Source organism: Promineifilum sp. (SeqCode) (assembly GCF_041918635.1).
Lineage (GTDB): Bacteria > Chloroflexota > Anaerolineae > Promineifilales > Promineifilaceae > Promineifilum.
In genome coordinates, this window is record NZ_JAYRVJ010000011.1 from 1 (window position 1) to 25,487 (window position 25,487).

Genomic DNA, 25,487 nt, shown 5'->3' on the forward strand with positions numbered 1-25,487 from the left:
ACGGCGCACAGAGTGATGATGGTGTAGTAGACCACGCCGGCCCGGGAGCCTGCCCCACCCCGCCGCCAGAGCAGGAAAGCCGCGACGACGATGCCGGCGGCCAGCAATAGCATGAGCGCCGGCAGCCACAACAGCGGCGCGGCCGTCGACGGCAGCGCCAGCGCCGTCGCCAGCGTCAGATCGGTCAGCGAGCGGACGATGAACACCAGCAGCCCGACGCCGAAGACCAGCCCCAGCGCGCCAAACAGCAGCACCAGAATGCGGCTGATCCAGCGCAGCCGCCGATCCGCCGGAGAACGCGCCGCGACGGCCTGGATCGCCGGCGTCCCGCCGGCCTCTTCCACCACCGGCGCTTCCGGCTTGCGGGTCAGGGCGCGCACGAGATAGACGAGCGGCCACATGATGAACGCCGACAGCACCACCAGCAGCAACACCCCCGCGATCAGGAACGGAACCAGCGCGCGCGTCTTCAACTGGTTGAGGCCGGCCAGCAGCGGCAGGGTGATGGCGTCGGGTGGGACGACGGTCGGCAAGGCCTGCTCGGCCAGACACGAACTGTCGGGCGGTGTGGTCGGGTCGTCCAGGAAGGACTGGATGATCTGGTTGGGGCACTCGGTCTGGAAGGCTACGCCATGACCGGCGGCCGGATCAACGAGAACGTAGGCGCGGCTCAGCCCGGCGGCAGCCGCGGCGGCGAAGGGCGGCGGCGTCACCGGGTCGAAGCCGCCGGACAGGAGCAGCGTCGGGATGTCGCTGACCACCGGATCATCGATGGACGGGTCTAAGGTCTCGACCGGCCACAGGGCGCAACTATCAATGTAGGTTTGCAGGTCGTCGCGGGCCGTCTCGGCCAGTTCCGGCCGCAGCGCCTCCAACGGCACAGCATTGGGGTCGATGTCGGCGTCCTCGGCGCAGATGACGGAGTAGTACATGCCTTCGGCCACCAACTGGTCGAAGATGAATAACGGCCACATCGCCTCGACGTAGCGCGTATCTCCTCGCTCCAGGTCGCTGATGACCTTGGGCAGCACGGCCGGCATGCGGGCGACGTAAAGCAACTGGTAGACGATGCTGCGCAAGCCCTGGTCATCCAGATAGGCCTCGTACCGCTCGCCCGTCTCCGGGTCGGTCAAGGTCAGGGTGCGCGGGTTGGCCCGGTAGTCAGCCAGCAGAGCGTAGAAACGCGCTTCCAGATTGGGGTACTGCTCATTGCACGCCGGATCGGCGGCGCAGGCGGCGAAGACCTCGGCATAGACCCGGTCTTCGCTCTCCGGCAGTTCGGCGATGAAGTTCACGTCGGGCGCGACCACGCTATCGAGGATGACGCTGCGCAGCCCCTCAGGATGGTTGCGCATGAGGTGCAGCCCCAGCAGCGTGCCGTAGGAAACGCCGTAGAAGTTGTACTCGTCGTAGCCCAGGGCGCGGGCGATGAGCGGCACGTCGGCGGCATTCTCCAGGCTGTTATAGGCGGACAAGTCAATACCCTCGGCCTGCAAGCGGGCGGCGCAGGCGCTGAGCGCCTCGTCGTAGAGCCGCTGCGCCTCCTCGGGCGGCGCGACCAGCATCTCGGCCAGCGCTTCGTCCGTCTCGGGGCAGGTCAATTCCGGCTCGGCGAAGGGCGTGCCGCGCTGGTTGAAGATGACGATGTCGCGCGTGGCGGCTATCTCCGTATTGGGAACCAGCAGCGAGAAGACCTCAAAGGCGTCGCCGCCGGGGCCGCCCTGGGCCAGCAGTAGCGGATCGGGCCGGGCGTCGGGAGCTGTGGCATGGCGAACGGCAACCGGGAGGCGGATAGTCGGGCCGTCGGGGGCGGCGTGGCGCTCCGGGACGACCACGTAGCCGCACTCGAAGCCAAGTTGTTCGCCGGTTAGCGCCGTCGGGCCTAGCTTGATGCCCTCCCAGTGGCAGTCGGAGGGGATAAAATCGCCCGGCGCGTCCTGAGAGGCGGCGTGGCCTGCGCCGGTCAGCACGAGCAAGAGCGCGAATAGGACAGGCAAGAACCATCGTGTGGGTCGGATGCGTTGAGTCATAGTGTTTTCGATAAAGAGTACGCGCCACCACGGTCGCGCGTTGCGCGACCGGCGGCGCGGCTTGCGATGGTTGTAGCAGAGATGGGGGGAAGTGGCAAAGGGATGGTGGGCAGTGGTCAGTGGTCAGTGTAGCGTATAGAATCTGCGTAATCTGCGAAATCTGTGGATTCTTCTTCAGGAGGCAAGTCATGCAATACGACCTGGTGTTCGAGGGGGGAGGCGCGAAGGGCATGGTCTTTGTCGGCGCGCTGCAAGAGTTGGAGCGGCGCGGCCACACCATCGGCCGGCTACTGGGCACGTCGGCGGGAGCTATCACGGCGACGTTCACCGCCGCCGGCTTCTCCGTCGGCGAGATGCTGGATGCGCTACAGGAGAAGGACGAGCACGGCCCCATCTTTCAGCAGTTCCTCGGCCGGCCGCGCCCGCTGACGCGCGAGGAGGTCGCCGCCAGCGCCACGCTGGCCCTGCTGCGTCAGGTTGATTTTCCCTACGTGCCCAACTTCCTGGAAGAAAACTTCGACAAACTGGTACTCTTCCTGATGACCCGCGACCAGTTCGCCAACATCGTCTCCTTCCTTGAGCGCGGCGGTTGGTTCTCGGCCGACGCTTTTGTGCAGTGGGCGCAGGCCAAGCTGGACCAGACGACACCGGCCGGCGAGCCGCGCAACCTGAGCCGCCTGTCTTTCGCCGAGTTCCACCAGGCGACCGGGCGCGAGCTTTCCCTGGTGGCGGCCGACACCAGCGACCGGCGCATGCTGGTGCTGAACCACCGCACTGCGCCGCAACTGCCGGTCGTGTGGGGCATGCGCATGTCGATGAGCCTGCCGCTGGTGTGGCAGGAGGTCATCTGGCAGGCGGAGTGGGGGTCTTACCTGGGCCGGCCGCTGGCCGGCCATCGCGTGGTGGACGGCGGGCTGCTGTCGAACTTCCCCATCGAGCTGTTTCTCTCCAGCGACCCGCACGTGACGGCGCTGATGGGGCCGAAGACGAGCCAGGGGGTGCTGGGGCTGCTCATCGACGAGAGTCTGCCAGTGGCCGGCATCCGCTCCACGACCGAACCTGATGGCTTTAGCCTGGGGACGCTGGAGACGGCCCAGCGGATCATGGGGCTGATCGACACGGCCACGCAGGCGCACGACAAGATGGTCATTGAAGCGTTCGAGCAGTTCGTTTGCCGGTTGCCGGCGCACGGGTACGGTACGACGGAGTTCACCATGAACGACGAGCGGCGCGAGGCGCTCATCGCCGCCGGCCGCGCCGCCATGCACAACTACTTCCTCACCCAGGAGACCCAGGGCATGAAGGGGCCGGACGTGTTCGAGATGGAACGAGCGCTGAACCGGGCCGACCGGGTGGCGGCGAAGCTGTTGCAGCCTTGAGGGAAGCAGGGGGGCGGGGGAGCAGGGGAGCGGGGGAGCCTAGCTGCCGGTTGACCTGCCACTTGCTACTTGCCACCTGCTCCCCCGCCCCCCGCTCAGTCCCCGCAAACCGGTCTTGCCTTTTCGCCAAACCACGCTATAATCTCAAATTCGTTGCACGGCAACGGCCGCGGGGTCGTTTCGCCGTTTCCGCTCCCGGCAAGTGACCGGGGGCAATGCTCGCTAGAGTAAATTCCAAGGAAAAAGGAGAATAGCAACGTGCGTGATTACGAAGTGACGGTTGTCATCCAACCTCAGTTGGAAGAGGCTGAGCGCGCCCAACTCATCGAGCGCCTCAGCAACCTGCTGGTTCCCGGCTCCAAAGAGGGCGGCAATCTGACCGCCAACCATTGGGGCGTGCGCCAGCTGGCCTACCCCATCCGCAAATTCCAGGAAGGCTACTACGTCTTATACGAGGCGAAAATAGACCCGACCCGCATCCGTGAGATCGAGCGCAGCATGCAGTATAACGAGGACGTGCTTCGTTATCTGGTGGTGCGTAAGGGCGAGTAGACCGCGAGCGGGGGACAGGGTGATGTCGTCGAACCGCGGCTTGAACAAAGTCATGGTCATCGGTTGGCTGGAGGACGAGCCTGAGGTTCGTCACACCCCCAGCGGCCGGGCCGTCGCCTCTTTCAGCGTAGCCACCTCGCGCAATTGGACGTCGTCCGAGGGCGAGAAGCACGAGGAGAAAGAGTGGTTCAACGTCGTCGCCTGGGGCGCCCTGGCCGAACTGTGCAAAGACCGGCTCGCCAAGGGCCAGCAAGTCTACGTGGAAGGGCGTTTGCAGACCCGCGGCTGGGAAGACAGCCTCGGCCGCAAACACTTCCGCACTGAAGTGGTGGCCCAGGAATTGATTGTGCTTTCAGATTGAATTGAGGTTTTGACCCATGCAAGCAACCAACCGTCCTAACCGGCGTTTCCGCGCCACGAAGCGCGTATGCCAATTCTGTGTCGAGAAGACGCCCATTGATTACAAGCAGGTGGACATCCTGCACCGTTACGTGAATGAGTTCGGCCGCATGCGCCCGCGCCGTCAGACTGGCACCTGCGCCCGGCATCAGCGCCACCTGGCTCGCGAGATTAAGCGCGCCCGCCATATCGCCCTGCTGCCCTTCGTCTCCGACTAGGCCGCTCATCGCACCCGCTGTAGAACGATATGGCTAAGAAACCACAGACGCCCACCGATAGCGAGGGGCAACAGCGCCAGTCGCGCAAAGATATCCTGGTCGCCCGCAAGCACGAACGGCAGTTGCGCAACATCCGCATCGCTACCATCGTGGTGCTGGTGCTAATCGGCATCGTCCTTGCTATCGCCTTTATTGACATCCCGTTCCTGGCCCCCAACCGCGTCGTTGCCACCGTGGGCGACCAGACGATCACGCTGCGTGAGTGGCAAAACCGCGTGGAGTATGAGCGCGCCCAGCGCGTCATCTTCCTGGAAAACCAGCTGCAGGCGTTCGGCGGCGACGTCGGCATCGTCCAGCAGTTCGGCGGCAGTGTCATGAACGAACTGCTCGACCGCGAAGGGTTGGGGCAGAACGTGCTCAACGTGATGGCCGAAGAACTGGTCATCTGCAACGCCGTGGCCGAGCGCGGCATCGAGATCACCGATGACGACGTGCAGACGCGGATCGGCGAGGGCTACAACTTCTACGGCGAGGGGGTCTCGCCCACGGCCCAGCCGGAGCCGACGCAGACCATCCAGCCGACGCCCTCGCTGACGCCCATCCCCACGGCCGTCATTACCCAGGTCGTGCCGATAGACACGCCCTTTCCCACGGCGACGGCTGGCCCCACGGCCACCCCCGCGCCAACGGCCACGCCCGTGCCAGAAGCCTACTTCCAGGAACAGTATGGTGCGCTTGTGACCCAACTGAACGACCTGGGCGTGGACGAGGCAACGTACCGCGCCGCCGCGCGCGCGCAGTTGTGCCGCGAACGTCTGGCCGAGGCGCTGGCCGCGGAGCAGAACCTGTCCACCACCGCGCCGCACGCCAGCATCTTCCTTATTGGCGCCAACACCGAGGAAGCGGCCAACGAGACGCAGGCGCTGATCGAGTCTGACGGCTTCTTGACGGTCTGGAACACCATCCTCAGCCGTCCGGAAGACCCGGAAGCGACGGAAGCGCCAGAGACGGCCTCCTACGAACTGCTGTGGCGGACGCAGGATAGCCTGGAGTCGAGCTTGGGCGCGGATCTGGCCTCGGCCGCCTTCACGCTGGACGTGAATGAGCCGAGCGAACCCATCGCCGTGGACAACGGCGACGGCACTTCGTCCTACTACATCATTATGGTTAGTGGGCGCGAGGAGCGCGAGCTGAGCGAAAGCGAGTTGAGCACCAAGAAGGACGAGCTGGTGCAGGTCTTCGTCGATGAGCAACTGACCGGCAACCTGCAACTGAACGACCTGTGGCGGTCGCACGTGCCCTCGCTGCCGGCCCTGCCCAACAAGTTCCTGGCCCAACCCACGGCCACGCCGGAAGTAGCGCCGACCGAAGCGATCGTGCTGCCGACGGCCGCGCCGGAATCTGAAGAGTAAACGACCCACGGCTTGTCTGTAGGATTATAGGGATGGGGCGGATTAAGCTGTGGCTTAATCCGCCCCATTCGTTTTCATAATTCATAATTCCTAATTCATAATTGTTTGGTATGGATGAAGAGCAGTGGATCGCTGGCGGCATCGCCGTGGAATCCGTGCTGGAAGCGGGCAACCGGGCGGTGTCGCTCGTGCTCGTCCGGCGCGACCGGCTGGACGGCCGTGTCGCCCGCGTGCAACGATTGGCCCGCGCGCGCGGCGTGGCCGTGGAGCGCCTGACGGCCGAGGAGATGGCCTCGCGCGCTCCGGTCGAGGCCCGCGACGGGCTGCTGGCGCGGGTCGGGCAACGCCGGCTGCTGACGCTGGATGACCTCCTGACCGCGGCCGGGGCCGCGCTGGCGCTGGTGATGCTGGACGGCGTCGAAGACCCCTATAACTTCGGCCAGGCGGTGCGGGCGCTCTACGCCGCCGGCATCGACGGGCTGGTCGTCCGGCCGCGCCACTGGTTGTCCGCGGAGACGGTCATCCGCGCCTCGGCCGGGGCCAGCGAGTTCATGCCCACGGCCGGGGTCGAGTCGGCCGAGACGGCGGCAATCGCCTGCCGGGCGCGCGGCCTGCGCGTGGTCGTGGCCGACGAGGCGGGCGAGCCGATGGCCGGCGTGGACTTGCGCGGGCCGCTGCTGCTAGTGATCGGCGGCGAGAAGCGGGGCGTCACCCGCTCCTTCCTCGCCGCGGCCGACCTGCGGGTGCGCATCCCCTACGCCCGGCCCTTCCCCCACGCCCTGGGCGCGGCCGGCGCGGCGACGGTGTTGGCCTTCGAGATGATGCGGCAACGGCTGTAATACGTGCCAATCTCTCCACCCTGCACTATACTCGCGGCGCACCTTAAGTCTAGAGAGCAGGCGAACGATCCGATCCGTTCGCCTTTCCTTTTGCCGGCGGCCCGGCCAGGGCGGCCGGCGCCAACGGTGATCCCACTGGTAGAAGGAGAGCGCAGTGAACCTACATGAATTTCAGGCCAAGCGGCTCTTCGCGGAGCATGGCATCCCCATCCCGCGCGGCGAAGTCGCTTACACCCCCGAGAACGCGCGCCAGATCGCCGCGGACCTTGGCGGCAAGGTGGTTGTCAAGTCCCAAGTGCTGACAGGCGGGCGCGGCAAGGCGGGCGGCATCAAGCTGGCCAACAACCCGGCCGAGGCCGAGGCCCGCGCCGCCGACATTCTGGGCATGAAGATCAAGGGGCTGACGGTCAACAAGGTACTGATCGACGAGCAGGCCCCCGGCATCCAGCAAGAGCTGTATCTGGCGGCGCTCATCGACCGGGGCCGCCGCCGGCCCATGATCATGGCGTCAGCCGCCGGCGGCATGGACATCGAAGAGGTGGCCGAGACGACGCCGGAGAAGATCCACACCGTCCACATCGATCCGACCCTCGGCGTGCGCGGCTACCAGACGACCTATCTGGCCAAGGCGATGGGCTTGCCGCGCGAGGTCTGGCGGCAGTTCCACCAAATCGTGGCCGGCCTCTACAACTGTTTCAAGGCCAACGACGCCTCTCTAACCGAGATCAACCCGCTCATCATCACTGGCGACGGCAAGCTGCTGGCGCTGGACGGCAAGGTGTCGATCGACGACAACGCCCTCGACCGGCAGCCGCGCCTGGCCGAGATGCGCGACGTGGCGGAGGAGCCGCTGGCCGAGGCTGAGGCGCGCCGCACGGGGATCACCTTCATCCAGTTGGACGGCAACATCGGCTGCATGGTCAACGGCGCCGGCCTGGCCATGGCGACGATGGACATCATCAAGCTCTACGGCGGCGAGCCGGCCAACTTCCTCGACATCGGCGGCGGGGCGCGGGCCGACCAGGTCGCCACGGCGCTGCGCCTCATCCTGTCCGACCCCAAGGTCGAGGCGGTGCTGTTCAACATCTTCGGCGGCATTACCCGCGGCGACGAAGTGGCGCGCGGCATCCTGACCGCGCTAGAGCAGATCGATACGGACGTGCCGATGGTCGTCCGGCTGGCCGGCACCAACGCCGCCGAAGGGCTGGCGCTGCTGGCCGAGGCGGACATGCTGACCGCCGCTACCTTGTCCGAAGCGGCTGAGAAGGCGGTTGCGGCGGCCAACAGAGCCAGTGGGAGGGCATCATGAGCATCCTCGTTGACAAAGACACCCGGCTCCTCGTGCAAGGCATTACCGGCCGCGAGGGCACGTTCCACACCAACCAGATGATCGCCTTCGGCACGAACGTCGTCGGCGGCGTCGTGCCCGGCAAGGGCGGCCAGACTTTCGAGGGGGAGGGCAAGTCGCTGCCCGTCTTCGACTCTGTCCGCGAGGCGGCCGAGGCGACGAGCGCCAACGCCTCCATCATCTTCGTGCCGGCCAAGTTCGCGCCAGATGCCATGTATGAGGCCGCCGACGCCGGGCTGCCGCTGGTCGTTTGCCTGACCGAGCACATCCCGGTGCTGGAGATGATCTCCGTCCGCGCCTATTTGGATCAGCGCAACACGCGGCTAATCGGCCCCAACTGCCCCGGCCTGATCACCCCCGGCGGGGCTAAGGTCGGCATCATTCCCGGCTCCATTGTCACGCCGGGCAGCGTGGGTCTGGTCTCGCGCAGCGGCACGCTGACCTATGAGGTCGTCTACGCCCTGACGCAGCGGGGCATCGGCCAATCGACGTGCGTCGGCATCGGCGGCGACCCCATCCAGGGGATGAACTTCATCGACGTGCTGCGGCTGTTCGAGGCGGATCCGAACACATCGGAGGTCATTATGATCGGCGAGATCGGCGGCAATGCCGAGGAGCAGGCCGCGGCCTTCATCGCCGAGCACATGAGCAAGCGCGTCACGGCTTTCATCGCCGGACGCAGCGCCCCGCCCGGACGGCGCATGGGGCACGCCGGGGCCATCGTCGAGGGCAAGAGCGGCACGGCCGAGGGCAAGATCACCGCGCTCCAGAACGCTGGCGTCCAGGTGGCCGACAACCCCGACCGCATCGTCGACATGATCGCCTAAGAGGGAAGAATCCACAGATTACGCAGATTACGCAGATTTAAGAAACTAATCTGCGTAATCTGCGAAATCTGCGGATCTCTTGTTCTTTGACACGATGAAGCGATGGTTGAAGGGGTGGGACCCGGGCTTTCTGATTGTCCTGCTCATCTGCTTGCTGGCCGTCTGGCCGCTGATCAGCCGGGCGAGCTTGCCAGAGGGCACCGACGCCGAGTTGCACATCTTCCGGCTGCATGAGTTGAGCACTCTCATTCGCAGCGGCGAGTTCTACCCGCGCTGGGCCCCAAATTTCTACCACGGCTACGGCTACCCCATCTTCAACTACTACGCGCCGCTGACCTACTACCTGGCCCTGCCGCTGGAGCTGCTGCCGGGCGTCGACGCCGTGGGGGCCAGCAAAGCGGTGCTGGTGGCCGGCATGCTGCTGGGCGGGCTGGGCCTCTATGGCTTTACCCGTGACAACTGGGGCCGGCCGGCAGGCTACGTCGCCGCCGCCCTCTACGTCTACTCCCCCTACCTGCACTACATCGATCCCCACATCCGCGGCGCGCTGCCGGAGGCGTTCAGCTTCGGCGTGTTTCCACTGGCGTTGTGGGCGCTTGACCGGCTGCGGCGGCGGCCGGCGGTCGGGCCGTGGCTGGCGTCGATCTGCCTCGTGGCCGCGGTCATCCTCAGCCACAATCTCATGGGGCTATTCTTCTATGGGTTGTTGTGGGCGTGGGCGGTGTGGCTGCTTGTCGCAGGGGAGCGGGGGAGCGGGGGAGCAGGGGAGCGCCAGAGTGCTCCTTCTGTTCTCTCCCCTGCACCCTTGCGCCCTCCCCTAACCCCTCCCGCGGGGAGGGGGACCGGACGCCCTCGCCCTTCGGGAGAGGGTTGGGGAGAGGGTCTTCGGCCCCCGCGCCTCACGCCGATATTCGCCGCGCTCCTCCTCGCCCTCGGCCTCTCCGCCTTCTTCTGGCTCCCGGTCATCCTGGAGCGCAACGCCGTCACGCTGCACACGCTCGTCGGCGTGGGCGACAACTACGACTTCCGCACTCACTTCCTGGGGCTGGGCGAGTTGTTGGCCTTCTCGCGGCGACCGGACTGGGGCGCGACGCAGTCGCCGTTCCTGTTCAATCTGGGCGTGGCGCAGTGGCTCGGCGGGCTGCTGGGCGTCGCCATGCTCCTGCTGGGCCGGGTGCGCCACCGCGGGCAACTGCTCTTCTTCGCCCTGGCGCTGGCGGTCGTCCTCTTCCTGATGATGCCCATCTCCGAACCCGTCTGGGAACTCATCCCCTTCCTGCCCTACTTCCAATTTCCGTGGCGGCTGCTGGGCGCGGCGGCGGCGCTGCTAGCGGTGTTGGGGGCGGCGGGTGTGGAGGCGGTGGCTCGAAGCGCGGGGGCCAAAGCCCCTCTCCCCAACCCTCTCCCAAAGGGCGAGGGCATTCTGTCCCCCTCGCTGTGGGAGGGGTTAGGGGAGGGCACTCTGTCCCCCTCGCTGTGGGAGGGGTTAGGGGAGGGTGCAGGGGAGAACGACGCGCCCGCCGGTAACTCTTCTTTCCCCCCTGCCCCCTTGCCCCCCCGCCCCCCCGCTCTCTTCCCCTATCTGGCTGCCGTTGCCCTCCCAATGCTGCTGGCCCTGCCGTTGAGCCAGCCGGCGCCGTGGCAGCCGTTCGGCGAGGTCAGCACGGCGCGCATGTCGCAAATCGAGAACAGCGGGCGCTGGTTGGGCACGACCTCGACGGCCGACTACGTGCCGGCGACGGTCATCACCCTGCCGCCGCGCCGCGAGCAACTGGTCGGCCCCATCGCCGCGGGCCTGCCGCCCGACCGGGTGAACCGCGAGGCGCTGCCCGACGGCGCGGTGGTGACGGCTGAAGCCGTCCGGCCATTGCTGACCCGCTACCACGTCTCCGCGCCCAAGCAGTTCCGGCTGCGCCTCTACCAGTTTGACTTCCCCGGCTGGCAAGTGCGACTCGACGGCGAACCGGCAACGACGGAGGTGGCCGAGCCGGAAGGGTTCATCGTCGTCATCGTGCCCGAGGGGGAGCACGTGGTCGAAGTCGAGTTTGGCAGCACGCCGGCACGGACGGCGGCATGGGTTGTGTCCCTCCTGTCGCTGTTGTTGGCAATTGCGGGTGGCAGGTGGCGCGTGGCATGGGAACAGAATCCCGTGGCGCAGGATTCTTTTCCCGTGACGAGGCTGCGGCGGGAGGACTGGGCCGTGGCCGCCGTCGCCGGCGGGATCACGACCGGCGCGCTGCTGCTTCAGCCGCTCGGCCTGTTCCATCATCAGTCGAGCGGACAAACGCTGGACGTGCCGGCCGTGGCGACAGTTGCCAACTTCGGCGACCAGGTCGCGCTGTTGGGTTACAATACCTCGGCCGAGCGGGCCGCGGCCGGCGACACGTTCGACGTGCTGCTCTACTGGCAGGCGCAACGGCCGCTGGAAGAGGACTATCAGATCTTCGTCCACGTCCTGGACGCCGGCGGCGCCGTCGTCGCCCAGTCGGACAAGCTGCACCCCGGCGAGTTCCCGACGCACCGCTGGCCGACGGACAAGTACGTGCCCGACGCGCACCAGCTGGCGCTGCCGCCTGATCTGCCGCCGGGCGACTACCGGGTGACGGCCGGGCTGTGGCTGCGGGACGAGGGGCGACGGCTGCCGGTGCTGGATGAGACCGGACAGGTTGCGGGTGAATGGCAGGAGTTGTTCACGTTACAGGTGAGGTGAGATGTCCGCGCGCGTGGTGAGTGGCAAGGCCAAAGGCCGCCGGCTGAAGCTCGTGCCGGGCGATACGACACGGCCGATCATGGATCGCGTCAAGGAAAGCCTGTTCAACATCCTGGGCGACGTGGAAGGCACGCGCTGGCTGGATATGTTCGCCGGGACGGGCCAGGTGGGCATCGAGGCCCTGAGCCGCGGCGCGGCGGCGGTCGTGTTCGTGGACAACGCCCGCGCCGCCATCCGCACGGTGCGCGACAACCTGGAACACACGCGCCTGACCGAGGGAGCGACGGTCGTGCAAGCCGACGCCTTCCACTACCTGCGCGACACCGCCGAGCCGCCGTTCGACGTGATTTACATCGCCCCACCGCAATACAAGGAGCTATGGAGCGCCGCGCTATCGGCCGTGGACGCCGCGGCCGCGCGCTACTTGACCGAAGATGGGCAGGCCATCGTCCAGATCGACCCGCGCGAGTTTCAGGAACTCCCCCTCCGCCACCTCGTCCTCAACGACAAGCGGCGGTATGGGAGTACGTTGTTGTGCTTTTATGGAGTGAAAGAGCAGGGGAGCGGGGGAGCCAGGGAGCAGGGGTGATTGCCGACCGCGAACACGTACGAACAGATTTGCCCCCTACTACTGAACGCTTTAAGCTGCTCCCCTGCGCCCCCGCTCTCCTGCCCCCCTGCTAATTATCCAACGTCACCTGAATCTGGCACGTCCCGGCCAGCGCGCCGCCGGCATCCAGGGCGCGCAGGCGAATGAGATAGGGGCCGGCTGCGTACAGGCTCAGATCGGCCTCGGCCAGATCGCCATTGATGACCGGCTGGTCGATCGGTTCCTGGGTGAGGGGAACCCACGCGCCGAGCGTCTGCGGCCCGTTGGCCTCGATAACGTACTGGTGCAACTCGCCGGTATTGGCCGTGCCGCGGAAGCGGATGCGCTGGAAGGCGACCGAGCCGTTGAGCGGTTCGGTGAAGGTCAGCGCGTCGTTGCAGGTCTCGAAAGGCGTGGCCGCGGCGGTGGGTGTGGCCTCCGGCGTGCCGGTGGCGGCCTGAGGCTCGCCCGGCCCGGCCGGGAAGGTAACCGTGGGGGCCAGCACCGGCGCGATGCCGATCTCCCCCGGCGGCAGCGGCGTCCCCAGCGGCGTGGGCGAGGCCAGCGGCGTGGCGAAGACATCGGGAGTGGGGCTGGCTTCAGCACTCACCTCGGCCGGCAGCGTCGGCGCGACGTTGCGGTTGACGTAGTAGACGATGCCGATCACGGCGGCGAAGAACAGGATGAAGCTCAGCGCGTGGTTGCGGGCGCGCGCGCCGGTCTCCCGCTCCAGGTTGAACATCGCCCGGCGCAACGTCGCCTGGGCGCGGATGAACTCGGTTATATACCAGAAGAGGCCGAGGGCGCTGACGATGTAGATCCAGACATCGTTGCGGATGAGAAAACGGTAGACGCTTTCCATGATAGGGGCTAGGGGCTAGGGGCTAGGGAAGAGGGCGCTGCCCTAATCCCTAGTCCCTAACCCCTAACAACGCCGCGGACGACCTGGATGAGCCGGGGCACGGCGCGCAGGCCCATCTCCAGCACCTCGTCGTGCGTCAATACCGTGCCAGGAGTCGGGTCGGGCAGGGCCGGATTGGCGATGGTGGAGATGCCTAGCACGCGCAGCCCGGCATGGCGGGCCACCACCACTTCAGGCGCGGTGGACATGCCGACCGCGTCGCCGCCAACCAGTTGGAGGAAGCGCAATTCAGCCGGCGTCTCGAAGCTCGGCCCGCCCACGTAGGCGTAGACGCCCTCGTGGAGGGTGAAGCCGGCGTCGGCCGCCACCCGATGGGCCAGAGCGCGCAACTCGGCGTCGTAGGGCTTGGTCATGTCCGGGAAGCGCACCCCGAAGGTGTCGTCGTTGGGGCCGCGCAGCGGGTTGTTGCCGGCCATGCCGGGGAAGTTCAGATGGTCGCGGATGAGCATCAGGTCGCCCGGCTCATAGGCGGGATTCAGGCCGCCGGCGGCGTTGGTGACGATGAGCGCGCCGATGCCCAGGCGGGCCATGACGCGGATGGGCAGCGTCACCCGATCCAGGCCGTACCCCTCATAAAAGTGGGTGCGGCCCTGCAAGACGAGGACGGCGCGTTCCTCCAACTGGCCGATGACCAGGCGGCCGACGTGCCCGGGCACGGTCGATTTGGGCCAGTTGGGGATGTCGCCGGTGGGGATGACGTCGGGCGACTCGATGGTGTCGGCCAGGGAGTTCAGGCCAGAGCCAAGGATAAGCCCCACTTCGGGGCGATAGCGCGTCCGGGCGCGAATGAAATCAGCCGCGGCGTCGATCTCGGTGGAGGTGATGAAATCGGTCATAACATTGAATGCATTTGAATCTGAGACCTGACAGGTTTGCGGCAAACCCGTCAGGTCTGACGTTACTCTTCGTCGGCCGCCTCCATCTGGGCGTAAATCTGGGTCGTCGAGATGTTGGCGTGACCCAACAGGCGCTGGATGTCCTCCAGCTTCGAGCCGCGCCCCAGCCGGTGAACGGCGAAACTATGGCGCAACGTGTGCGGCGTCACGTCGGCGCTCAACCCGGCCTGCCGGGCGTACCCCTTGATGATCAGCCACAATCCCTGGCGCGTCAACTTCTCGCCGCGATGATTAAGGAATAGCGCCTGTTCGCCACTCCCCTTGGCGAGGTGAGGGCGACCCTCGGCCAAGTAGCGGGTCAGCAGCGCGCGCGTCTCTTCCTCCAGGGGGATGTCACGCGCGTCGCCCTGCCGGGTCGGCGAGGAGAGTTGCGCGTGCTCCAGGTCAACGTCCTCCAGCTGAAGCGAGACGACCTCGGTCACGCGCATGCCCGTCTCATAGAGGACGTTGAGCAGCGTCGCGTCGCGCAGGTTCTTGGGGGAATCGTTGACGGCCGGGGCATCTAGCAGGCGTTCTACGTCCAGAAAGGCGAGCGTCTGTGGCAGGCGCTTCTTGACCTTGGGCGAGTCGATCTCCAGCGTCGGGTTTTCGGCGGTGATAGCTTGGGAGTTTAGATAATTGAAGAAGGACTTGATGGCGGCTACTTTGCGGGCGATGGTCGAGGAGGCGTAGGGCTGCTCCTTGTGCTTCATGTAATCCAGGTAACCGGCGATGTCCTCGGTCGAGATGGCCGGCCACTCCACCGGCCCGGCCGCGCCCTGCCCTAAATACTCCTGGAATTGGCTCAGATCATTGCGATACGCCGCGATGGTGTTTTCCGAATACTGGTATTCGCGCTCCAGATACGAAAGGAACGCAGTAAGTTGCTCATCCATGGCTTGTCCCCGATCGGTAGCCGTATCGGTATATCCTCAGCTTACGAACACGAGGGAGCTTGGCCGTGGCGGGCAGCCAGAACTGATCGATCTCCTCTCAGGTCATTAGGTTACGGCCTCTCATCCGCATGACCGGGAAGCCGGCTGGCCTCCCGCGCAGCGCCACGCAGATTATGTCACGCAACTCTAGGGGCATTATAACACTACTTTTCATAATATCAAATGCCTGTTTGACCATTTTCAGGTATTATCCTCATCTTGAACCCGCGCCGGGCCTGGACGTGCTCGCTGGCCCGGCAATTTCCCAACTGACTGCACACATCTCAATCCCACAAGGAGCAAGCGTCTCATATGAATCCCCATCGCCCACAAAGCGATTCCTATCGCCCACCGCGTGTTATCATCGCCGGAGCAGCTGGCCGCGATTTCCACGATTTCAACACCGTCTTCCGGCAAGATGAGCGCGTTCAGGTCGTCGCTTTCACAGCTACGCAGATCCCCAACATCGAGGGGCGGCTCTACCCCCCAGCGCTCTCCGGCCCACTCTACCCCGAAGGTATCCCTATCCACCCGGAGAGCGAATTGGAGGAGTTGATCCGGCGGCATGAGGTGGACGACGTCGTCTTCTCCTACTCCGACGTGTCACACGAGTACGTGATGCACCTGGCGTCGCGCGTGCTGGCTGCCGGTGCGGGCTTCCGCTTCATCGGCCCGCGCCAGACCATGCTCAAGTCCACCAAGCCAATCATCTCCGTCTGCGCCGTGCGCACGGGTAGCGGCAAGAGCCAGACCTCACGTAAGGTGCTGGACATTCTGCAGAACGAGCTGGGTTATCGTCACGTCGTGGCCGTGCGCCACCCGATGCCTTACGGCGACCTGGCCGCCCAGGCCGTGCAGCGTTTCGCCACCCGTGAGGACATGGATCGCGCCCACTGCACCATCGAGGAGCGCGAGGAGTATGAGCCTTACGTCGAGCGCGGCGCGGTCATCTTCGCCGGGGTCGATTATGAGGCCATCCTGCGCCAGGCGGAGGAAGAGGCGGACGTGATCATCTGGGACGGCGGCAACAACGACCTGCCCTTCTTCAAACCCGACTTCCACATCGTCGTCGTCGATCCGCACCGGGCGGGGCACGAAGTGCGCTACCATCCCGGCGAGGCCAATCTGCGCATGGCCGACGCGGTGGTGATCAACAAGATTGACACGGCTGAGCCGGCCGGGGTCGAAATGGTAACGCGCAATGTCCAGTTGGTGAACCCCAGGGCGACTGTGGTGCGCGGGGCGTCGCCGCTGTTCGTGGATGACCCGGCGGCTATTCAGGGCAAACGGGTGCTGGTGATCGAGGACGGCCCGACGCTGACCCACGGCGAGATGGCGTATGGGGCGGGCGTGGTAGCCGCCCGGCAGTATGGCGCGGCCGACATCGTGGACCCGCGTCCCTACGCCGTGCGCTCCATCGCCGCCACCTACCGGAAGTACCCGACGACCGGCCCCGTCTTGCCGGCAATGGGCTACGGCCGCGAGCAGATGGCCGACCTGGAGGAGACGATCAATCGCACGCCGGTGGACATGGTCATCGTCGCCACGCCCATCGACCTGGGGCGGCTGGTGGATATCGACAAGCCCAACCAGCGCGTGCGCTACGAGCTCCAGGAGATCGGCCGCCCGACGCTGAGCGACCTGCTGCGGACGCGCTTCGGTGCGTAAGTGAAGAAATGGCTACGGATTAAGACAGAGAATACGGATTTGTTTTGACATAAAGTAATAATCCGTATTATCCGTCTAAATCCGTAGCCATTTATTCGTCCCGCAGCGGCGCGAAGCTGCGGCGGTGTTCGGCGCAAGGGCCGAGGAGGCCCAGCGCCCGCAGATGCTCGGCCGTGCCATACCCCTTGTGCCGGCCGAAGCCATAGGCGGGGAAGCGCTCGCCCAACGCGGCCATGTACCGGTCGCGGCTGACTTTCGCCAGGATGGAAGCAGCGGCAATACTCAGACTGTAGCGATCGCCGCGAACGACGGGCCGCTGGAGCAGCGCGGCCGGCGCGAGGCGCAGCGGGCCGTCCACCAAAACGGCCTCGGCTGCCGGAGCCAGAACGCGCAGCGCCTCGGCCATCGCCAGCCGGGTAGCGGGCAGGATGCCCTGTGCGTCGATGAGTTCGGAAGGCGCGTAGCCAATGCCGATAGCCAGTGCGCGCTCGCAGATGAGCGGGAACAGCCGATCGCGGGCCGCGGCCGAGAGCAGCTTGGAGTCGCGCACCTCGCTCAGCGCCCCCGGTAGAGCCTCATCGTCCAGCGGCAAGATGACGGCGGCGGCGAAAACCGGCCCGGCCAGCGCGCCGCGGCCCGCTTCGTCCACGCCGGCGACGCGGGTCGCGCCCACAGCCGCGGCCCACTCGCGTTCCAGGGCCATATCGAGACCTGACAGGTTTGCGGCAAACCTGTCAGGTCTGCGCGAAATAGACCGGGGCATTCTTTAGCGTGTCTCGGACGGGGCAGGGTCGGGCTGCCGGGCGCGCTCATAGCGGCCGGCCAGGTCGTTGAAACGGATGCGCAGCACCTCGCGGATCATGTTGATGGTGTCGCGCACCGGGCTGACGCGGCTGTTCTCGCCGTAGTACCAGTCGATGGGCACTTCCACGACGCGATAGCCGCGCTTCAGGGCGATGTAGAGCAGTTCCACGTCGAACGCCCAGCCGTCGATGGTCTGGTTGGGCAGCACGTCGCGGGCCACGTCGCGGCGGAAGCACTTGAAGCCGCACTGGGTGTCCTCGAAGCCGGGAATGGCCAGCACCTTGACGTAGAAGTTGAAGACCCGCCCCATGAAGTGGCGGTATTGCGGCTCGTTGTAGCGTACCGCGCCGGGCGCTTCGCGGCTGCCGATGGCTACGTCGTAATCGCCCAGGGCCGGCGGCAGAAACTTGGCGATCTCTCCCACAGGCATGGAGAAGTCAGCGTCGGCCATGAACAGGTAGTCGCCCGTGGCGGCCAACATGCCGCTGTGGACGGCCGCGCCCTTGCCCTGCGCCGGCTCGTCCAGTACCCGAATGTAAGGGCGCGTGGCGGCGAAGCGGCGGGCGATCTCGCCTGTGTTGTCGCGGCTGTTGTTGTTGACGATGATGACCTCGGACGCATACGGTTGGGCGTCCAGGAACTCAATGACCGCCGGCAACGTCACCGGTAGGCGCTCGGCTTCATTGTAGGCAGGGATGATGAGACTCAGGAGAGGTGGTGGTGTGCTCATGCGGCGTTTCGCGCTGACGATGGGCGGGCCTCGCGACGGGGGCAAGACCACGGCCCGGCAGAGTGGTTAGTGTACTCCCCCTAGGGTGTCTCGTCAATGCGCGTCAGGCGAGACTCCAGCGTCCGCTCATCCACGCGGCGGGCGGCCTGGATGCGGCGGCGGGCCGGCCACATGCGCCAGACGCCGGCCAGCCCAGCCAGTTGGCCGCGCAGCCGCGCCCGCGCCGCCGGCCCCCGCCAGGCGCGCAACGCCGCGCCGCTGATGCGCAGCTGGGCGCGCAGGATGTCGCCAGCATGACGGCGCAATAGCCCGGCCGGATAGTTCTTCCAGATGACGTAGAGGAAGTTCCGGCCGTCGTGGTAGCTGCCGACCACGCCGCTGCCGCCGGACGCCTTGAGCTTGTGGTAGACGACGGCTGTCGGCACGTAGAGCACTTGCCAACCGGCCAGATGCGCCCGCCAGGCCAAATCCACGTCCTCGCAGGAGAAGAAAAAGGCGTCGTCGAGGAAGCCGATCTCCGCCAGCATGGCCCGGCGATAGGCCGCCGCGCCGCCGCAAGCGCTGAAAACCGGCTCCTCGCGGTCGTATTGACCCACGTCCGCCTGCCAGACGCCGCGATTGCCGGGCACGCCGTCCACGCGGTAGTAGTCGCCGGCGGTGTGGAAGTGGTCGCGCTGGTCGAAGAGCAGCATCTTGCTGGCAACGACGCCCACCTCCGGATGGCGGTCGAAGGCATTGACGACGGCCGTCAGCCAGCCGGGGTCGGCCTCTGTGTCATTGTTCAGCAGGCAGACGATTTCCCCCCGGCTAGCGGCATAGCCGGCGTTGCACGCGCCGGTGAAACCGCGGTTCTCACCCAGTTCGAGCAGGCGCACCTCCGGGAACGCCTCGCGCACGTAGGCTTGCGAGCCGTCGGTCGAGCCGTTGTCGGCCAGGATGACCTCGTGGTCGGCCCAGGTCTGGCGGCGCAGGGCGGTCAGGCAGTCGTCGAGGTGGTGACGGCCGTTCCAGTGCGGAATGATGACCGACACGCGCGGCGCGGCGCTCATAATGCCGCTTCGTCCCGCAGGTAGTCGGCCAGCGCCTCCGGCCAGGGGCGCAGGGTGATGCCCAGGGCCGCGCCATTGTAGTTGTGCAGCGCGCCAAAGGGGGGCGGCGTGGAGGCGCGCGGGTAGGCGCTGCTCAGGATGGGCGTGTTCCTCGCCGTCACGCCTGCCTGGCGCAGAATCTCGGCCGCGAACGCCCAGCGCGAGCAGGCGCCGCTGTTGACGAAGTGGTAAACGCCGTACTGCTCCGTGGCGACCAGCCGGGCGATGGCCTCGGCCAGGTCGGGCGCGTAGGTGGGGTTGCCCACCTCGTCGGCGACAACGCGCACCGCGCCCGTCTCGCGCGCCCGGCGCAGGATGGCGTGGATGAAGTTCCGTCCGCCGGGGGCGAAGAGCCAGGCGGTGCGAATGATATAGTAGCGGTTGAGTAGCGCCTCGACGTGGGCCTCGGCGGCGGCCTTGGAGCGGCCGTAGGCGTTGCGCGGGGCGCGCGTCTGCCATTCCTCATAGCCGCCGGGGTCGTCGCCGGCAAAGACCTCGTTGGTGCTGATGTGGGCCAGGGCCGCCCCAGCGCTCTGGCAGGCCAGAGCGACGTTGAGCGTACCCAGGGCGTTGACGCGGTGGGCCAGCGCCGGGTCGCGAGCGCAGCCGTCCACGTCGGTGTAGGCGGCGCAGTGGATGACCAGTTCCGGCCGGGCGCGCGCTACAGCCGCGACGACGCTCGCCCGATCGGCTACGTCCACGTCGGGCAAATCGACCGGCGTCAGGTCGTGCCCCGCCAGCACCCGCCCCAACGCGCGGCCCAGTTGGCCGCCGGCTCCGGTGATGAGGATTCGCATGAGGGGCAATTGTGGTGTGCCGGCCGCGAGTTGTCAATAACAGCAGGGGAGCGGGGGCGCAGGGGTGCAGGGGAGCCGCTGTCCGGGCCACCTGCCACCTGCAACTTGCCACCTGCCACCCATCACCCCCGCTCCCTTGCACCCCTGCTCCTCCTTGACATCCCCGCCTATCCCCCCGATACTCCCAAGCTATGCGCATTGACGTTGTGACGCTCTTTCCCGACATGTTCTCGGCCTATCTGGGGGAGAGCATTTTGCGGCGGGCCCAGGCGGCCGGGCTGCTGGACATCCGGCTCCATAACCTGCGCGACTACGCCACCGGCAAGCACCGCGTCACCGACGAGCCGCCGTTCGGCGGAGGGGGCGGCATGGTGCTCAAGCCGGAGCCGATCTTCGCTGCCGCGGAGGCCATCACGGCCAACGAACCGGCGCGGCCGCGGGTCATCCTGCTCTCGCCGCAGGGCCGGCCGCTCACGCAGGCCGTGGCTGCCGAACTGGCCGGGCAGCCGTGGCTGCTGTTCCTGTGCGGCCGGTATGAGGGCGTGGATGAGCGCGTGCGCGCCCATCTGGTGGACGAGGAGCTGTCCATCGGCGACTTCGTGCTGACCGGCGGCGAACTGGCGGCGCTGGTGGTCATCGACGCCCTGGCCCGCCACGTGCCCGGCGTGCTGGGCGACGAACACGCCGCGGCCCGCGACAGCTTCGCCACCGGCCTGCTGGAGGGGCCGCATTACACCCGCCCCGAGCGTTTCCGCGAGTGGGCTGTGCCGGAGGTGCTGCGCAGCGGCCACGCCGGCCGGATCGCGCGCTGGCGGCGCGAGGAGGCGCTGCGCCGGACGTGGCAGCGGCGGCCCGACCTGTTGCTGACGGCCGACCTGGACGAGGCCGACCGGCTATTTCTCATGACCCTGGCCCTGGAGACCGTGGAAGCACAAAATGGAAGGACGACGAGTTAGCGAATCGCGCATGACATTCACCCAGCCGATGGGCGTAACCGAGGCCAACATTCAGGGCAACGTCCACGGCGGCGTCATCATGAAGCTCTGTGACGAGGCAGGGGCCTTCGCCGCCATCAAGCACGCCCGCCGGCCGGTCGTCACCGTATCGGTGGACTCGATGAGCTTCCATTCGGCGGTGCAGATCGGCAACCTGCTGACGGTGCAAGCCGAAGTGACCTGGACGGGGCGCTCGTCGCTGGAGACGCGGCTGCTGGTGACGGCCGAGAACCTGCTCACCGGCACAGTGACCCACACCAACACCGCCTTCTTCGTCTACGTCGCTCTGGACGAGCGGGGCCGTCCGACCGCGGTGCCGCCCCTCATCTGCGAGACGGACGAGGAGCGCCGGCTCTACGAGGAAGGCGCCATCCGCCAGGCGTTGCGCCTGGAGCGCCGCCGCCAGGAGCAAGCGCCGCCGGGGGCCCGGCGCGAGCCATGACGGCCGCCCTGACGCCCCGCCGGACGGCGACGCTTCTCGTCCTGGGTCTGACGGCCATCTTCGTGGGTTACTTCCTGGTCTGGCTGCCGGGGCCGTCAGCCGGATTGCGGCTCATCGGCGTGGAGATGGGCGAGTGGATCAAGTTCCTGGGCGTTGGGCGGACGCGCGACCTCTTCTACCTGCCGCCCATTGCCCTGGGGCTGCTGATCGCGCTGTGGACAGCGACGTGGCCCGCCGGCTGGCGCGCCTGGGCGGCGCGCGGGCTGGCGGTAGCCGTGGCCCTGTTGGCCTTTCCGGCTGTCGCATCCATCCTGGGCGAGCCGCGCGGCGAGTGGCTGGCTCGCTTGATGGGAGTGGGACTGACAGCGCTGGTCGCCGCGCTGAGCGGGTTCGTAGGGCGCGGGCCGGGGGCGCGCTGGCCCTGGCCGGTGATGGCGGTCGTGGCGCTGGCCGGGGCGCTTTTGCCGCTGTGGCAATACGTCGCCGTCCGGCCGGTCGTGGAAAATGCCCTGCGCCAGCCGGTGGGCGTCGGGCCGGGGGTGTGGATCAATGCGCTGGGGGGAGTGCTCGTGGCCGCCGTCTGCCTGATGAAGACGTTCCGCCGCAACGCGGCGGCTTAGTGGGGATAGCAAAACGGGCGGCTGCCTCGCGGCAACCGCCCGTATCCAAGCCTATAGGTGAAACAGCGGGCCGCTGTGCATCAAACCCGCATGCGGCTGTTGATGTAATTGACAGCTTCGCCAACAGTCGTGATCTTCTGGGCTTCTTCGTCCGAGATGTCTCCCTTAAACGCCTCTTCGAAGGCCATGATCAGTTCCACCAGGTCGAGCGAGTCCGCTTCCAGGTCTTCACGAAAGCGCGCTTCGGTCACTACCTGCTCTTCGTCCACGCCCAACAGCTCGACGATGATCGCGCGAACTCTTTCTTCAGTGTCATTCATTGACTGCCTCTCCTTCTACCTCTTGCCTTAACTGCTACTATGCCGCGAGGCGCGGCTGTTTCCGTCTCTTTCATTTCGCTGTCCACCCATTGCGCCGGACCACTCGGGCCAGCGCCAGACCCCGATAAACCAAGTGGACGACAGCCGGGGATTGTAGCACAGCCCGTCAGGCTGTGCTACTGTGTATAAGAACACGACCGGCGGCGGTTCGTTGCGCAGCCGAAGCCGGCCACGCCGCAACCTGGCCGTGCCGTGTCGCGTAGTGGGCAGTATACTAAGTTGGTAAACGAGGGGACGTTCGTTCCCCGACCGTTCTCAATAGGAGTGAACCATGAACGAGAAGAAACTGGTGCGGGTGGAAGAAGGTCGCATGATCGCCGGTGTTTGCACCGGACTGGCGAGATACCTGGAACTTGACCCGACCCTGGTGCGGTTGATCTTCGTGTTGCTGTTCATCTTTGGCCTCAGCGGCGGCCTGCTTTACTTGATTCTGTGGCTGGTCATGCCGATGGAGACCGCTGCCTGAAGACGCACGCTAGAAAAGCATGATTATTCCCATCTGATCTCGGGTATCCCGTTGCGAACGAGCGCGTTCGTGCCTATACTATGAACCCGCCGGCGGCCCTATTTGGGATCGTCGCGCGCTCATAACAACAAGGCACTATGGACTCGCTCCTCGCGTTCATTCCCGAAGATCGGCGGATGGCCCTGGCCGGTGGCCGCGCGCTACCCGACCGCGTGGCCGGGGCCGTCCTCTTCGCCGACATCTCCGGCTTCACCCCGCTGACAGCCGCGCTGGCCCAGGAGTTGGGCGTGCAGCGCGGCGCGGAAGAAGTCCTCAACCAGATCAACCCCGTCTACGAAGCGCTCATCGCCGAACTGCACCGCTACGGTGGCAGCGTCATGGGTTTCGCCGGCGACGCCATCACCTGCTGGCTGGACGGCGACGACGGCCGGCGCGCCATGGCCTGCGCCCTGGCCATGCAGGCCGCCATGCGTCCCTTCGCCACGGTCAAGACCCCGGCCGGCACGCCTATCACCCTGGCTATCAAGGTCGCTGTCACCGCCGGGCCGGCGCGCCGCTTCGTCGTCGGCGACCCCGACATCCAGCTCATCGACGTATTGGCCGGGCGCACGCTCGACCACGTCGCCAGCGCCGAAAAGGTGGCCGAGAAGGGCGAGGTGGTAGCCGGCGCGGAGGTAATCGAGAACCTGGGCGAAAGCGTGGCCGTCGTCGAGTGGCGCGAGACGGGCGGCCAGCGCTTCGCCGTCGTCGGCGCGCTGCGCGAACTGCCCGCGCCGTCGCCGCTCCCGCCGCTCGGCGCCGAGGCGCTGCCGGAGGCGGAGACGCGCTGCTGGGCACTGCCGCCGGTCTATCGCCGCTTGCAGAGCGGGGCGAAGTTCCTGGCCGAGTTGCGCCCGACGGTAGCCCTGTTCCTCAAGTTCACCGGCATCGACTACGACGGCGACGAGGACGCCGGGGCCAAGCTCGACGCCTTCGTGCGCTGGTTGCAGGCGACGGTCGGCCGGCAGGAAGGGTATCTCATCCAGTTGACGATGGGCGACAAGGGCAGTTACGCCTACGCCAGTTTTGGCGCGCCGGTGGCCCACGACGACGACAGCGTGCGCGCCGTGGCCGCGGCGCTGGAACTCGTCCAGGTTCCGGCCGACCTCCACTTCATCGAGGAGGTGCAGATCGGGATCAGCCGCGGCCGGGTGTGGGCCGGTGAGTGTGGCGCGCGGGACGGGATGGGCAGCCCGCGCTATACCTACGGGGTCATGGGCAACGAGGTCAACATGGCCGCGCGCCTGATGGGCAAGGCCCACCCCGGCCAGGTGCTCGTGCGGCGGCGCGTGGCCGAGGAGGCGCGGGGTTTCCAGTTCCACCACTTGGGGCTGATCACGGTCAAGGGCGGCGCGGAACCCATCCCGGTGGCCGAGCTGGTCGGCCGGCAAGAGACCCAGGCGTGGCAGACCTCGCAGTTCGACCTGCCGTTAGTCGGCCGCGAACACGAACTGGGCCAACTGAATCGGCTACTGGATCGGGTGCTGGCCGGCCGCGGTCAGGTCGTCACCATCCAGGGCGCGACGGGCATCGGCAAGAGCCATCTGGCGGACGTCTTTCAGCAGCATGCCAGCGCCGACGGCTTCCAGGTCGCGGTGGGCGCCAGCCAGCGCATCTTCCAGACGACGACCTACTACTCCTGGCAGAGCATGTGGCGGCAGATGTTCGGCCTGGGCGGCGCGGCGGCCGACCAAGGCCCCGAGGCGCAGGCCGGTCTGGTGGAGCGGACGCTGGTGCAACTTAACCCCGATTGGAGCGTGCGTGTGCCCCTGCTGAGCGATCTGCTCGGCCTGCCCATCCCCGACAACCCCACCACAGCCGCCTTCGACCCCAAGCAGCGGCAGGAGTCGCTCTTCGGCTTTATCATCGAGATCGTACGGGCCTGGTCGCGCTCACAACCTTTGCTGTTGGTGTTCGACAACGTCCACTGGATGGATGAGACGTCGCGGGCGCTGCTCGAGGCCGTGGCCCGGGCGGCGCACGACATGCCGGTTATGATCCTGGTGCTGACCCGCCCCGCCTCGGAGACGGATGCGCAGACAGAGGCGCTGGCCGGTCTGCAAAGCTTGCGCCACCACCAGCTGGTGCGGCTGGGCGAACTAAGCCCGGGGGGCATGTCGCAACTGGTGGCGAACCTGCTGGGCGGGCGGCCGTCGCTGCTGGCCCAACTGCTGATTGAGGCCAAGGGGCAGGGCAACCCCTTCTTCACGCGCGAACTGGTAGACGCCCTGCGCGAGTCGCGCCAGTTGGCGCAGGAGGATGGCGAGTGGGCGCTGTCGCCAGCCATGATCGACGCGCTGCGCACGGCCAACGCCCTGGTGCGCGACGAGGGCGCGTGGGTGCTGGCCGAGGCGGCCGACCTGTCCACCGTCAGTCTGGGCATCCCCGACTCCGTTCACGGCGTCATCCTGGCCCGCCTGGAC

General features: G+C 66.8%; 25 protein-coding genes. 16 read left to right on the forward strand and 9 right to left on the reverse strand.

Features of this window, described 5'->3' with window-relative positions:
* Positions 1-2,030 (reverse strand): alpha/beta fold hydrolase (locus tag ACE3UY_RS00500; RefSeq protein WP_374685596.1); only part of this gene is annotated, 2,030 nt, incomplete at its 3' end.
* A gap of 188 nt (positions 2,031-2,218) precedes the next feature.
* Between ACE3UY_RS00500 and ACE3UY_RS00505 the strand changes: the two genes are divergently transcribed.
* The 10 genes from ACE3UY_RS00505 (at position 2,219) to rsmD (ending at position 12,303) form a co-directional block, all read left to right on the forward strand.
* Positions 2,219-3,409 (forward strand): patatin-like phospholipase family protein, encoded by a 1,191-nt coding sequence (locus tag ACE3UY_RS00505; protein WP_374685597.1) that lies wholly within the window; start codon positions 2,219-2,221, stop codon positions 3,407-3,409.
* A gap of 258 nt (positions 3,410-3,667) precedes the next feature.
* Positions 3,668-3,961 (forward strand): 30S ribosomal protein S6, encoded by a 294-nt coding sequence (gene rpsF / locus ACE3UY_RS00510; RefSeq protein ID WP_374685598.1) that lies wholly within the window; start codon positions 3,668-3,670, stop codon positions 3,959-3,961.
* A 22-nt stretch (positions 3,962-3,983) separates the two neighbouring features.
* Entirely contained in the window at positions 3,984-4,322 is a 339-nt protein-coding gene (locus ACE3UY_RS00515; RefSeq protein ID WP_374685599.1) for a single-stranded DNA-binding protein, read from the forward strand.
* Between the two features lie 16 nt (positions 4,323-4,338).
* Positions 4,339-4,578, forward strand: a complete 240-nt coding sequence (gene rpsR, locus ACE3UY_RS00520) for a 30S ribosomal protein S18 (protein ID WP_374685600.1) — start codon at positions 4,339-4,341, stop codon at positions 4,576-4,578.
* Between the two features lie 29 nt (positions 4,579-4,607).
* On the forward strand, positions 4,608-5,990 hold the full coding sequence (locus ACE3UY_RS00525; protein ID WP_374685601.1) for a SurA N-terminal domain-containing protein: 1,383 nt from the start codon (positions 4,608-4,610) through the stop codon (positions 5,988-5,990).
* Positions 5,991-6,100: 110 nt separating this feature from the next.
* A complete protein-coding gene (locus ACE3UY_RS00530; RefSeq protein ID WP_374685602.1) occupies positions 6,101-6,829 on the forward strand; it encodes a TrmH family RNA methyltransferase in 729 nt (242 codons plus the stop codon).
* A gap of 154 nt (positions 6,830-6,983) precedes the next feature.
* Positions 6,984-8,138: an ADP-forming succinate--CoA ligase subunit beta gene (sucC, locus tag ACE3UY_RS00535; RefSeq protein ID WP_374685603.1), complete on the forward strand. Its 1,155-nt coding sequence runs from the start codon at positions 6,984-6,986 to the stop codon at positions 8,136-8,138.
* A complete protein-coding gene (sucD, locus tag ACE3UY_RS00540; protein ID WP_374685604.1) occupies positions 8,135-9,004 on the forward strand; it encodes a succinate--CoA ligase subunit alpha in 870 nt (289 codons plus the stop codon). The genes sucC and sucD overlap by 4 nt, the downstream gene beginning before the upstream one ends.
* Before the next feature lie 106 nt (positions 9,005-9,110).
* On the forward strand, positions 9,111-11,714 hold the full coding sequence (locus ACE3UY_RS00545) for a 6-pyruvoyl-tetrahydropterin synthase-related protein (protein WP_374685605.1): 2,604 nt from the start codon (positions 9,111-9,113) through the stop codon (positions 11,712-11,714).
* Position 11,715: 1 nt separating this feature from the next.
* Positions 11,716-12,303: a 16S rRNA (guanine(966)-N(2))-methyltransferase RsmD gene (gene rsmD / locus ACE3UY_RS00550; protein WP_374685606.1), complete on the forward strand. Its 588-nt coding sequence runs from the start codon at positions 11,716-11,718 to the stop codon at positions 12,301-12,303.
* Positions 12,304-12,394: 91 nt separating this feature from the next.
* Here rsmD and ACE3UY_RS00555 read toward each other — a convergent pair whose 3' ends face one another.
* The 3 genes from ACE3UY_RS00555 to ACE3UY_RS00565 all read right to left on the reverse strand — a co-directional run bounded on the left by ACE3UY_RS00555 (position 12,395) and on the right by ACE3UY_RS00565 (position 14,996).
* Entirely contained in the window at positions 12,395-13,165 is a 771-nt protein-coding gene (locus ACE3UY_RS00555) for a hypothetical protein (protein ID WP_374685607.1), read from the reverse strand.
* A gap of 56 nt (positions 13,166-13,221) precedes the next feature.
* Entirely contained in the window at positions 13,222-14,061 is an 840-nt protein-coding gene (locus ACE3UY_RS00560) for a purine-nucleoside phosphorylase (protein ID WP_374685608.1), read from the reverse strand.
* Positions 14,062-14,123: 62 nt separating this feature from the next.
* Positions 14,124-14,996 carry a tyrosine-type recombinase/integrase gene (locus ACE3UY_RS00565; RefSeq protein ID WP_374685609.1) on the reverse strand — a complete coding sequence of 291 codons (873 nt, stop codon included), beginning with the start codon at positions 14,994-14,996 and terminating at the stop codon, positions 14,124-14,126.
* 351 nt (positions 14,997-15,347) lie between these two features.
* Here ACE3UY_RS00565 and ACE3UY_RS00570 point away from each other — a divergent pair, with 351 nt between their 5' ends.
* On the forward strand, positions 15,348-16,703 hold the full coding sequence (locus ACE3UY_RS00570; RefSeq protein WP_374685610.1) for a cyclic 2,3-diphosphoglycerate synthase: 1,356 nt from the start codon (positions 15,348-15,350) through the stop codon (positions 16,701-16,703).
* Between the two features lie 91 nt (positions 16,704-16,794).
* On the opposite strand, the gene ACE3UY_RS00575 is transcribed toward ACE3UY_RS00570, so the two are convergent.
* The 4 genes from ACE3UY_RS00575 to rfbD all read right to left on the reverse strand — a co-directional run bounded on the left by ACE3UY_RS00575 (position 16,795) and on the right by rfbD (position 20,122).
* A complete protein-coding gene (locus tag ACE3UY_RS00575; RefSeq protein WP_374685611.1) occupies positions 16,795-17,406 on the reverse strand; it encodes a ribonuclease HII in 612 nt (203 codons plus the stop codon).
* A 63-nt stretch (positions 17,407-17,469) separates the two neighbouring features.
* Complete coding sequence (locus ACE3UY_RS00580) at positions 17,470-18,237, reverse strand: dolichyl-phosphate beta-glucosyltransferase (RefSeq protein ID WP_374685612.1); 768 nt, start codon at positions 18,235-18,237, stop codon at positions 17,470-17,472.
* 80 nt (positions 18,238-18,317) lie between these two features.
* Positions 18,318-19,286: a glycosyltransferase family 2 protein gene (locus ACE3UY_RS00585; RefSeq protein WP_374685613.1), complete on the reverse strand. Its 969-nt coding sequence runs from the start codon at positions 19,284-19,286 to the stop codon at positions 18,318-18,320.
* Positions 19,283-20,122, reverse strand: a complete 840-nt coding sequence (gene rfbD / locus ACE3UY_RS00590) for a dTDP-4-dehydrorhamnose reductase (RefSeq protein WP_374685614.1) — start codon at positions 20,120-20,122, stop codon at positions 19,283-19,285. Before rfbD ends, ACE3UY_RS00585 begins: the two co-directional genes overlap by 4 nt.
* 191 nt (positions 20,123-20,313) lie before the next feature.
* Between rfbD and trmD the strand changes: the two genes are divergently transcribed.
* The 3 genes from trmD to ACE3UY_RS00605 are packed head-to-tail and all read left to right on the forward strand — an operon-like array spanning position 20,314 to position 22,179.
* Positions 20,314-21,078 carry a tRNA (guanosine(37)-N1)-methyltransferase TrmD gene (trmD, locus tag ACE3UY_RS00595; protein ID WP_374685615.1) on the forward strand — a complete coding sequence of 255 codons (765 nt, stop codon included), beginning with the start codon at positions 20,314-20,316 and terminating at the stop codon, positions 21,076-21,078.
* Between the two features lie 10 nt (positions 21,079-21,088).
* On the forward strand, positions 21,089-21,559 hold the full coding sequence (locus tag ACE3UY_RS00600) for an acyl-CoA thioesterase (RefSeq protein ID WP_374685616.1): 471 nt from the start codon (positions 21,089-21,091) through the stop codon (positions 21,557-21,559).
* Positions 21,556-22,179, forward strand: a complete 624-nt coding sequence (locus ACE3UY_RS00605) for a hypothetical protein (RefSeq protein WP_374685617.1) — start codon at positions 21,556-21,558, stop codon at positions 22,177-22,179. Before ACE3UY_RS00600 ends, ACE3UY_RS00605 begins: the two co-directional genes overlap by 4 nt.
* An 80-nt stretch (positions 22,180-22,259) precedes the next feature.
* Here the strand turns inward: ACE3UY_RS00605 and acpP are convergent, their stop codons facing one another.
* Positions 22,260-22,499 carry an acyl carrier protein gene (gene acpP / locus ACE3UY_RS00610; RefSeq protein WP_374685618.1) on the reverse strand — a complete coding sequence of 80 codons (240 nt, stop codon included), beginning with the start codon at positions 22,497-22,499 and terminating at the stop codon, positions 22,260-22,262.
* Positions 22,500-22,830: 331 nt separating this feature from the next.
* Between acpP and ACE3UY_RS00615 the strand changes: the two genes are divergently transcribed.
* Both ACE3UY_RS00615 and ACE3UY_RS00620 read left to right on the forward strand, forming a co-directional pair.
* Positions 22,831-23,025, forward strand: coding sequence for a PspC domain-containing protein (locus ACE3UY_RS00615; RefSeq protein WP_374685619.1), 195 nt, complete (start codon positions 22,831-22,833; stop codon positions 23,023-23,025).
* Between the two features lie 137 nt (positions 23,026-23,162).
* Positions 23,163-25,487, forward strand: a 2,325-nt coding sequence (locus tag ACE3UY_RS00620; protein ID WP_374685620.1) for an AAA family ATPase, incomplete at its 3' end; no start/stop codon positions are given.

Excerpts from the sequence above, each read along its gene's own strand:
- rpsR (WP_374685600.1), top strand. The coding sequence starts at position 4,339 with ATGCAAGCAACCAACCGTCCTAACCGGCGTTTCCGCGCCACGAAGCGC.
- ACE3UY_RS00605 (WP_374685617.1), top strand. The coding sequence starts at position 21,556 with ATGACGGCCGCCCTGACGCCCCGCCGGACGGCGACGCTTCTCGTCCTG.
- ACE3UY_RS00555 (WP_374685607.1), bottom strand. The coding sequence starts at position 13,165 with ATGGAAAGCGTCTACCGTTTTCTCATCCGCAACGATGTCTGGATCTAC.
- ACE3UY_RS00615 (WP_374685619.1), top strand. The coding sequence starts at position 22,831 with ATGAACGAGAAGAAACTGGTGCGGGTGGAAGAAGGTCGCATGATCGCC.
- ACE3UY_RS00570 (WP_374685610.1), top strand. The coding sequence starts at position 15,348 with ATGAATCCCCATCGCCCACAAAGCGATTCCTATCGCCCACCGCGTGTT.
- ACE3UY_RS00580 (WP_374685612.1), bottom strand. The coding sequence starts at position 18,237 with ATGAGCACACCACCACCTCTCCTGAGTCTCATCATCCCTGCCTACAAT.
- rsmD (WP_374685606.1), top strand. The coding sequence starts at position 11,716 with ATGTCCGCGCGCGTGGTGAGTGGCAAGGCCAAAGGCCGCCGGCTGAAG.
- ACE3UY_RS00585 (WP_374685613.1), bottom strand. The coding sequence starts at position 19,286 with ATGAGCGCCGCGCCGCGCGTGTCGGTCATCATTCCGCACTGGAACGGC.
- ACE3UY_RS00505 (WP_374685597.1), top strand. The coding sequence starts at position 2,219 with ATGCAATACGACCTGGTGTTCGAGGGGGGAGGCGCGAAGGGCATGGTC.
- ACE3UY_RS00525 (WP_374685601.1), top strand. The coding sequence starts at position 4,608 with ATGGCTAAGAAACCACAGACGCCCACCGATAGCGAGGGGCAACAGCGC.
- ACE3UY_RS00575 (WP_374685611.1), bottom strand. The coding sequence starts at position 17,406 with ATGGCCCTGGAACGCGAGTGGGCCGCGGCTGTGGGCGCGACCCGCGTC.
- trmD (WP_374685615.1), top strand. The coding sequence starts at position 20,314 with ATGCGCATTGACGTTGTGACGCTCTTTCCCGACATGTTCTCGGCCTAT.
- ACE3UY_RS00530 (WP_374685602.1), top strand. The coding sequence starts at position 6,101 with ATGGATGAAGAGCAGTGGATCGCTGGCGGCATCGCCGTGGAATCCGTG.
- acpP (WP_374685618.1), bottom strand. The coding sequence starts at position 22,499 with ATGAATGACACTGAAGAAAGAGTTCGCGCGATCATCGTCGAGCTGTTG.
- rfbD (WP_374685614.1), bottom strand. The coding sequence starts at position 20,122 with ATGCGAATCCTCATCACCGGAGCCGGCGGCCAACTGGGCCGCGCGTTG.
- sucD (WP_374685604.1), top strand. The coding sequence starts at position 8,135 with ATGAGCATCCTCGTTGACAAAGACACCCGGCTCCTCGTGCAAGGCATT.
- ACE3UY_RS00565 (WP_374685609.1), bottom strand. The coding sequence starts at position 14,996 with ATGGATGAGCAACTTACTGCGTTCCTTTCGTATCTGGAGCGCGAATAC.
- ACE3UY_RS00600 (WP_374685616.1), top strand. The coding sequence starts at position 21,089 with ATGACATTCACCCAGCCGATGGGCGTAACCGAGGCCAACATTCAGGGC.
- ACE3UY_RS00560 (WP_374685608.1), bottom strand. The coding sequence starts at position 14,061 with ATGACCGATTTCATCACCTCCACCGAGATCGACGCCGCGGCTGATTTC.
- ACE3UY_RS00515 (WP_374685599.1), top strand. The coding sequence starts at position 3,984 with ATGTCGTCGAACCGCGGCTTGAACAAAGTCATGGTCATCGGTTGGCTG.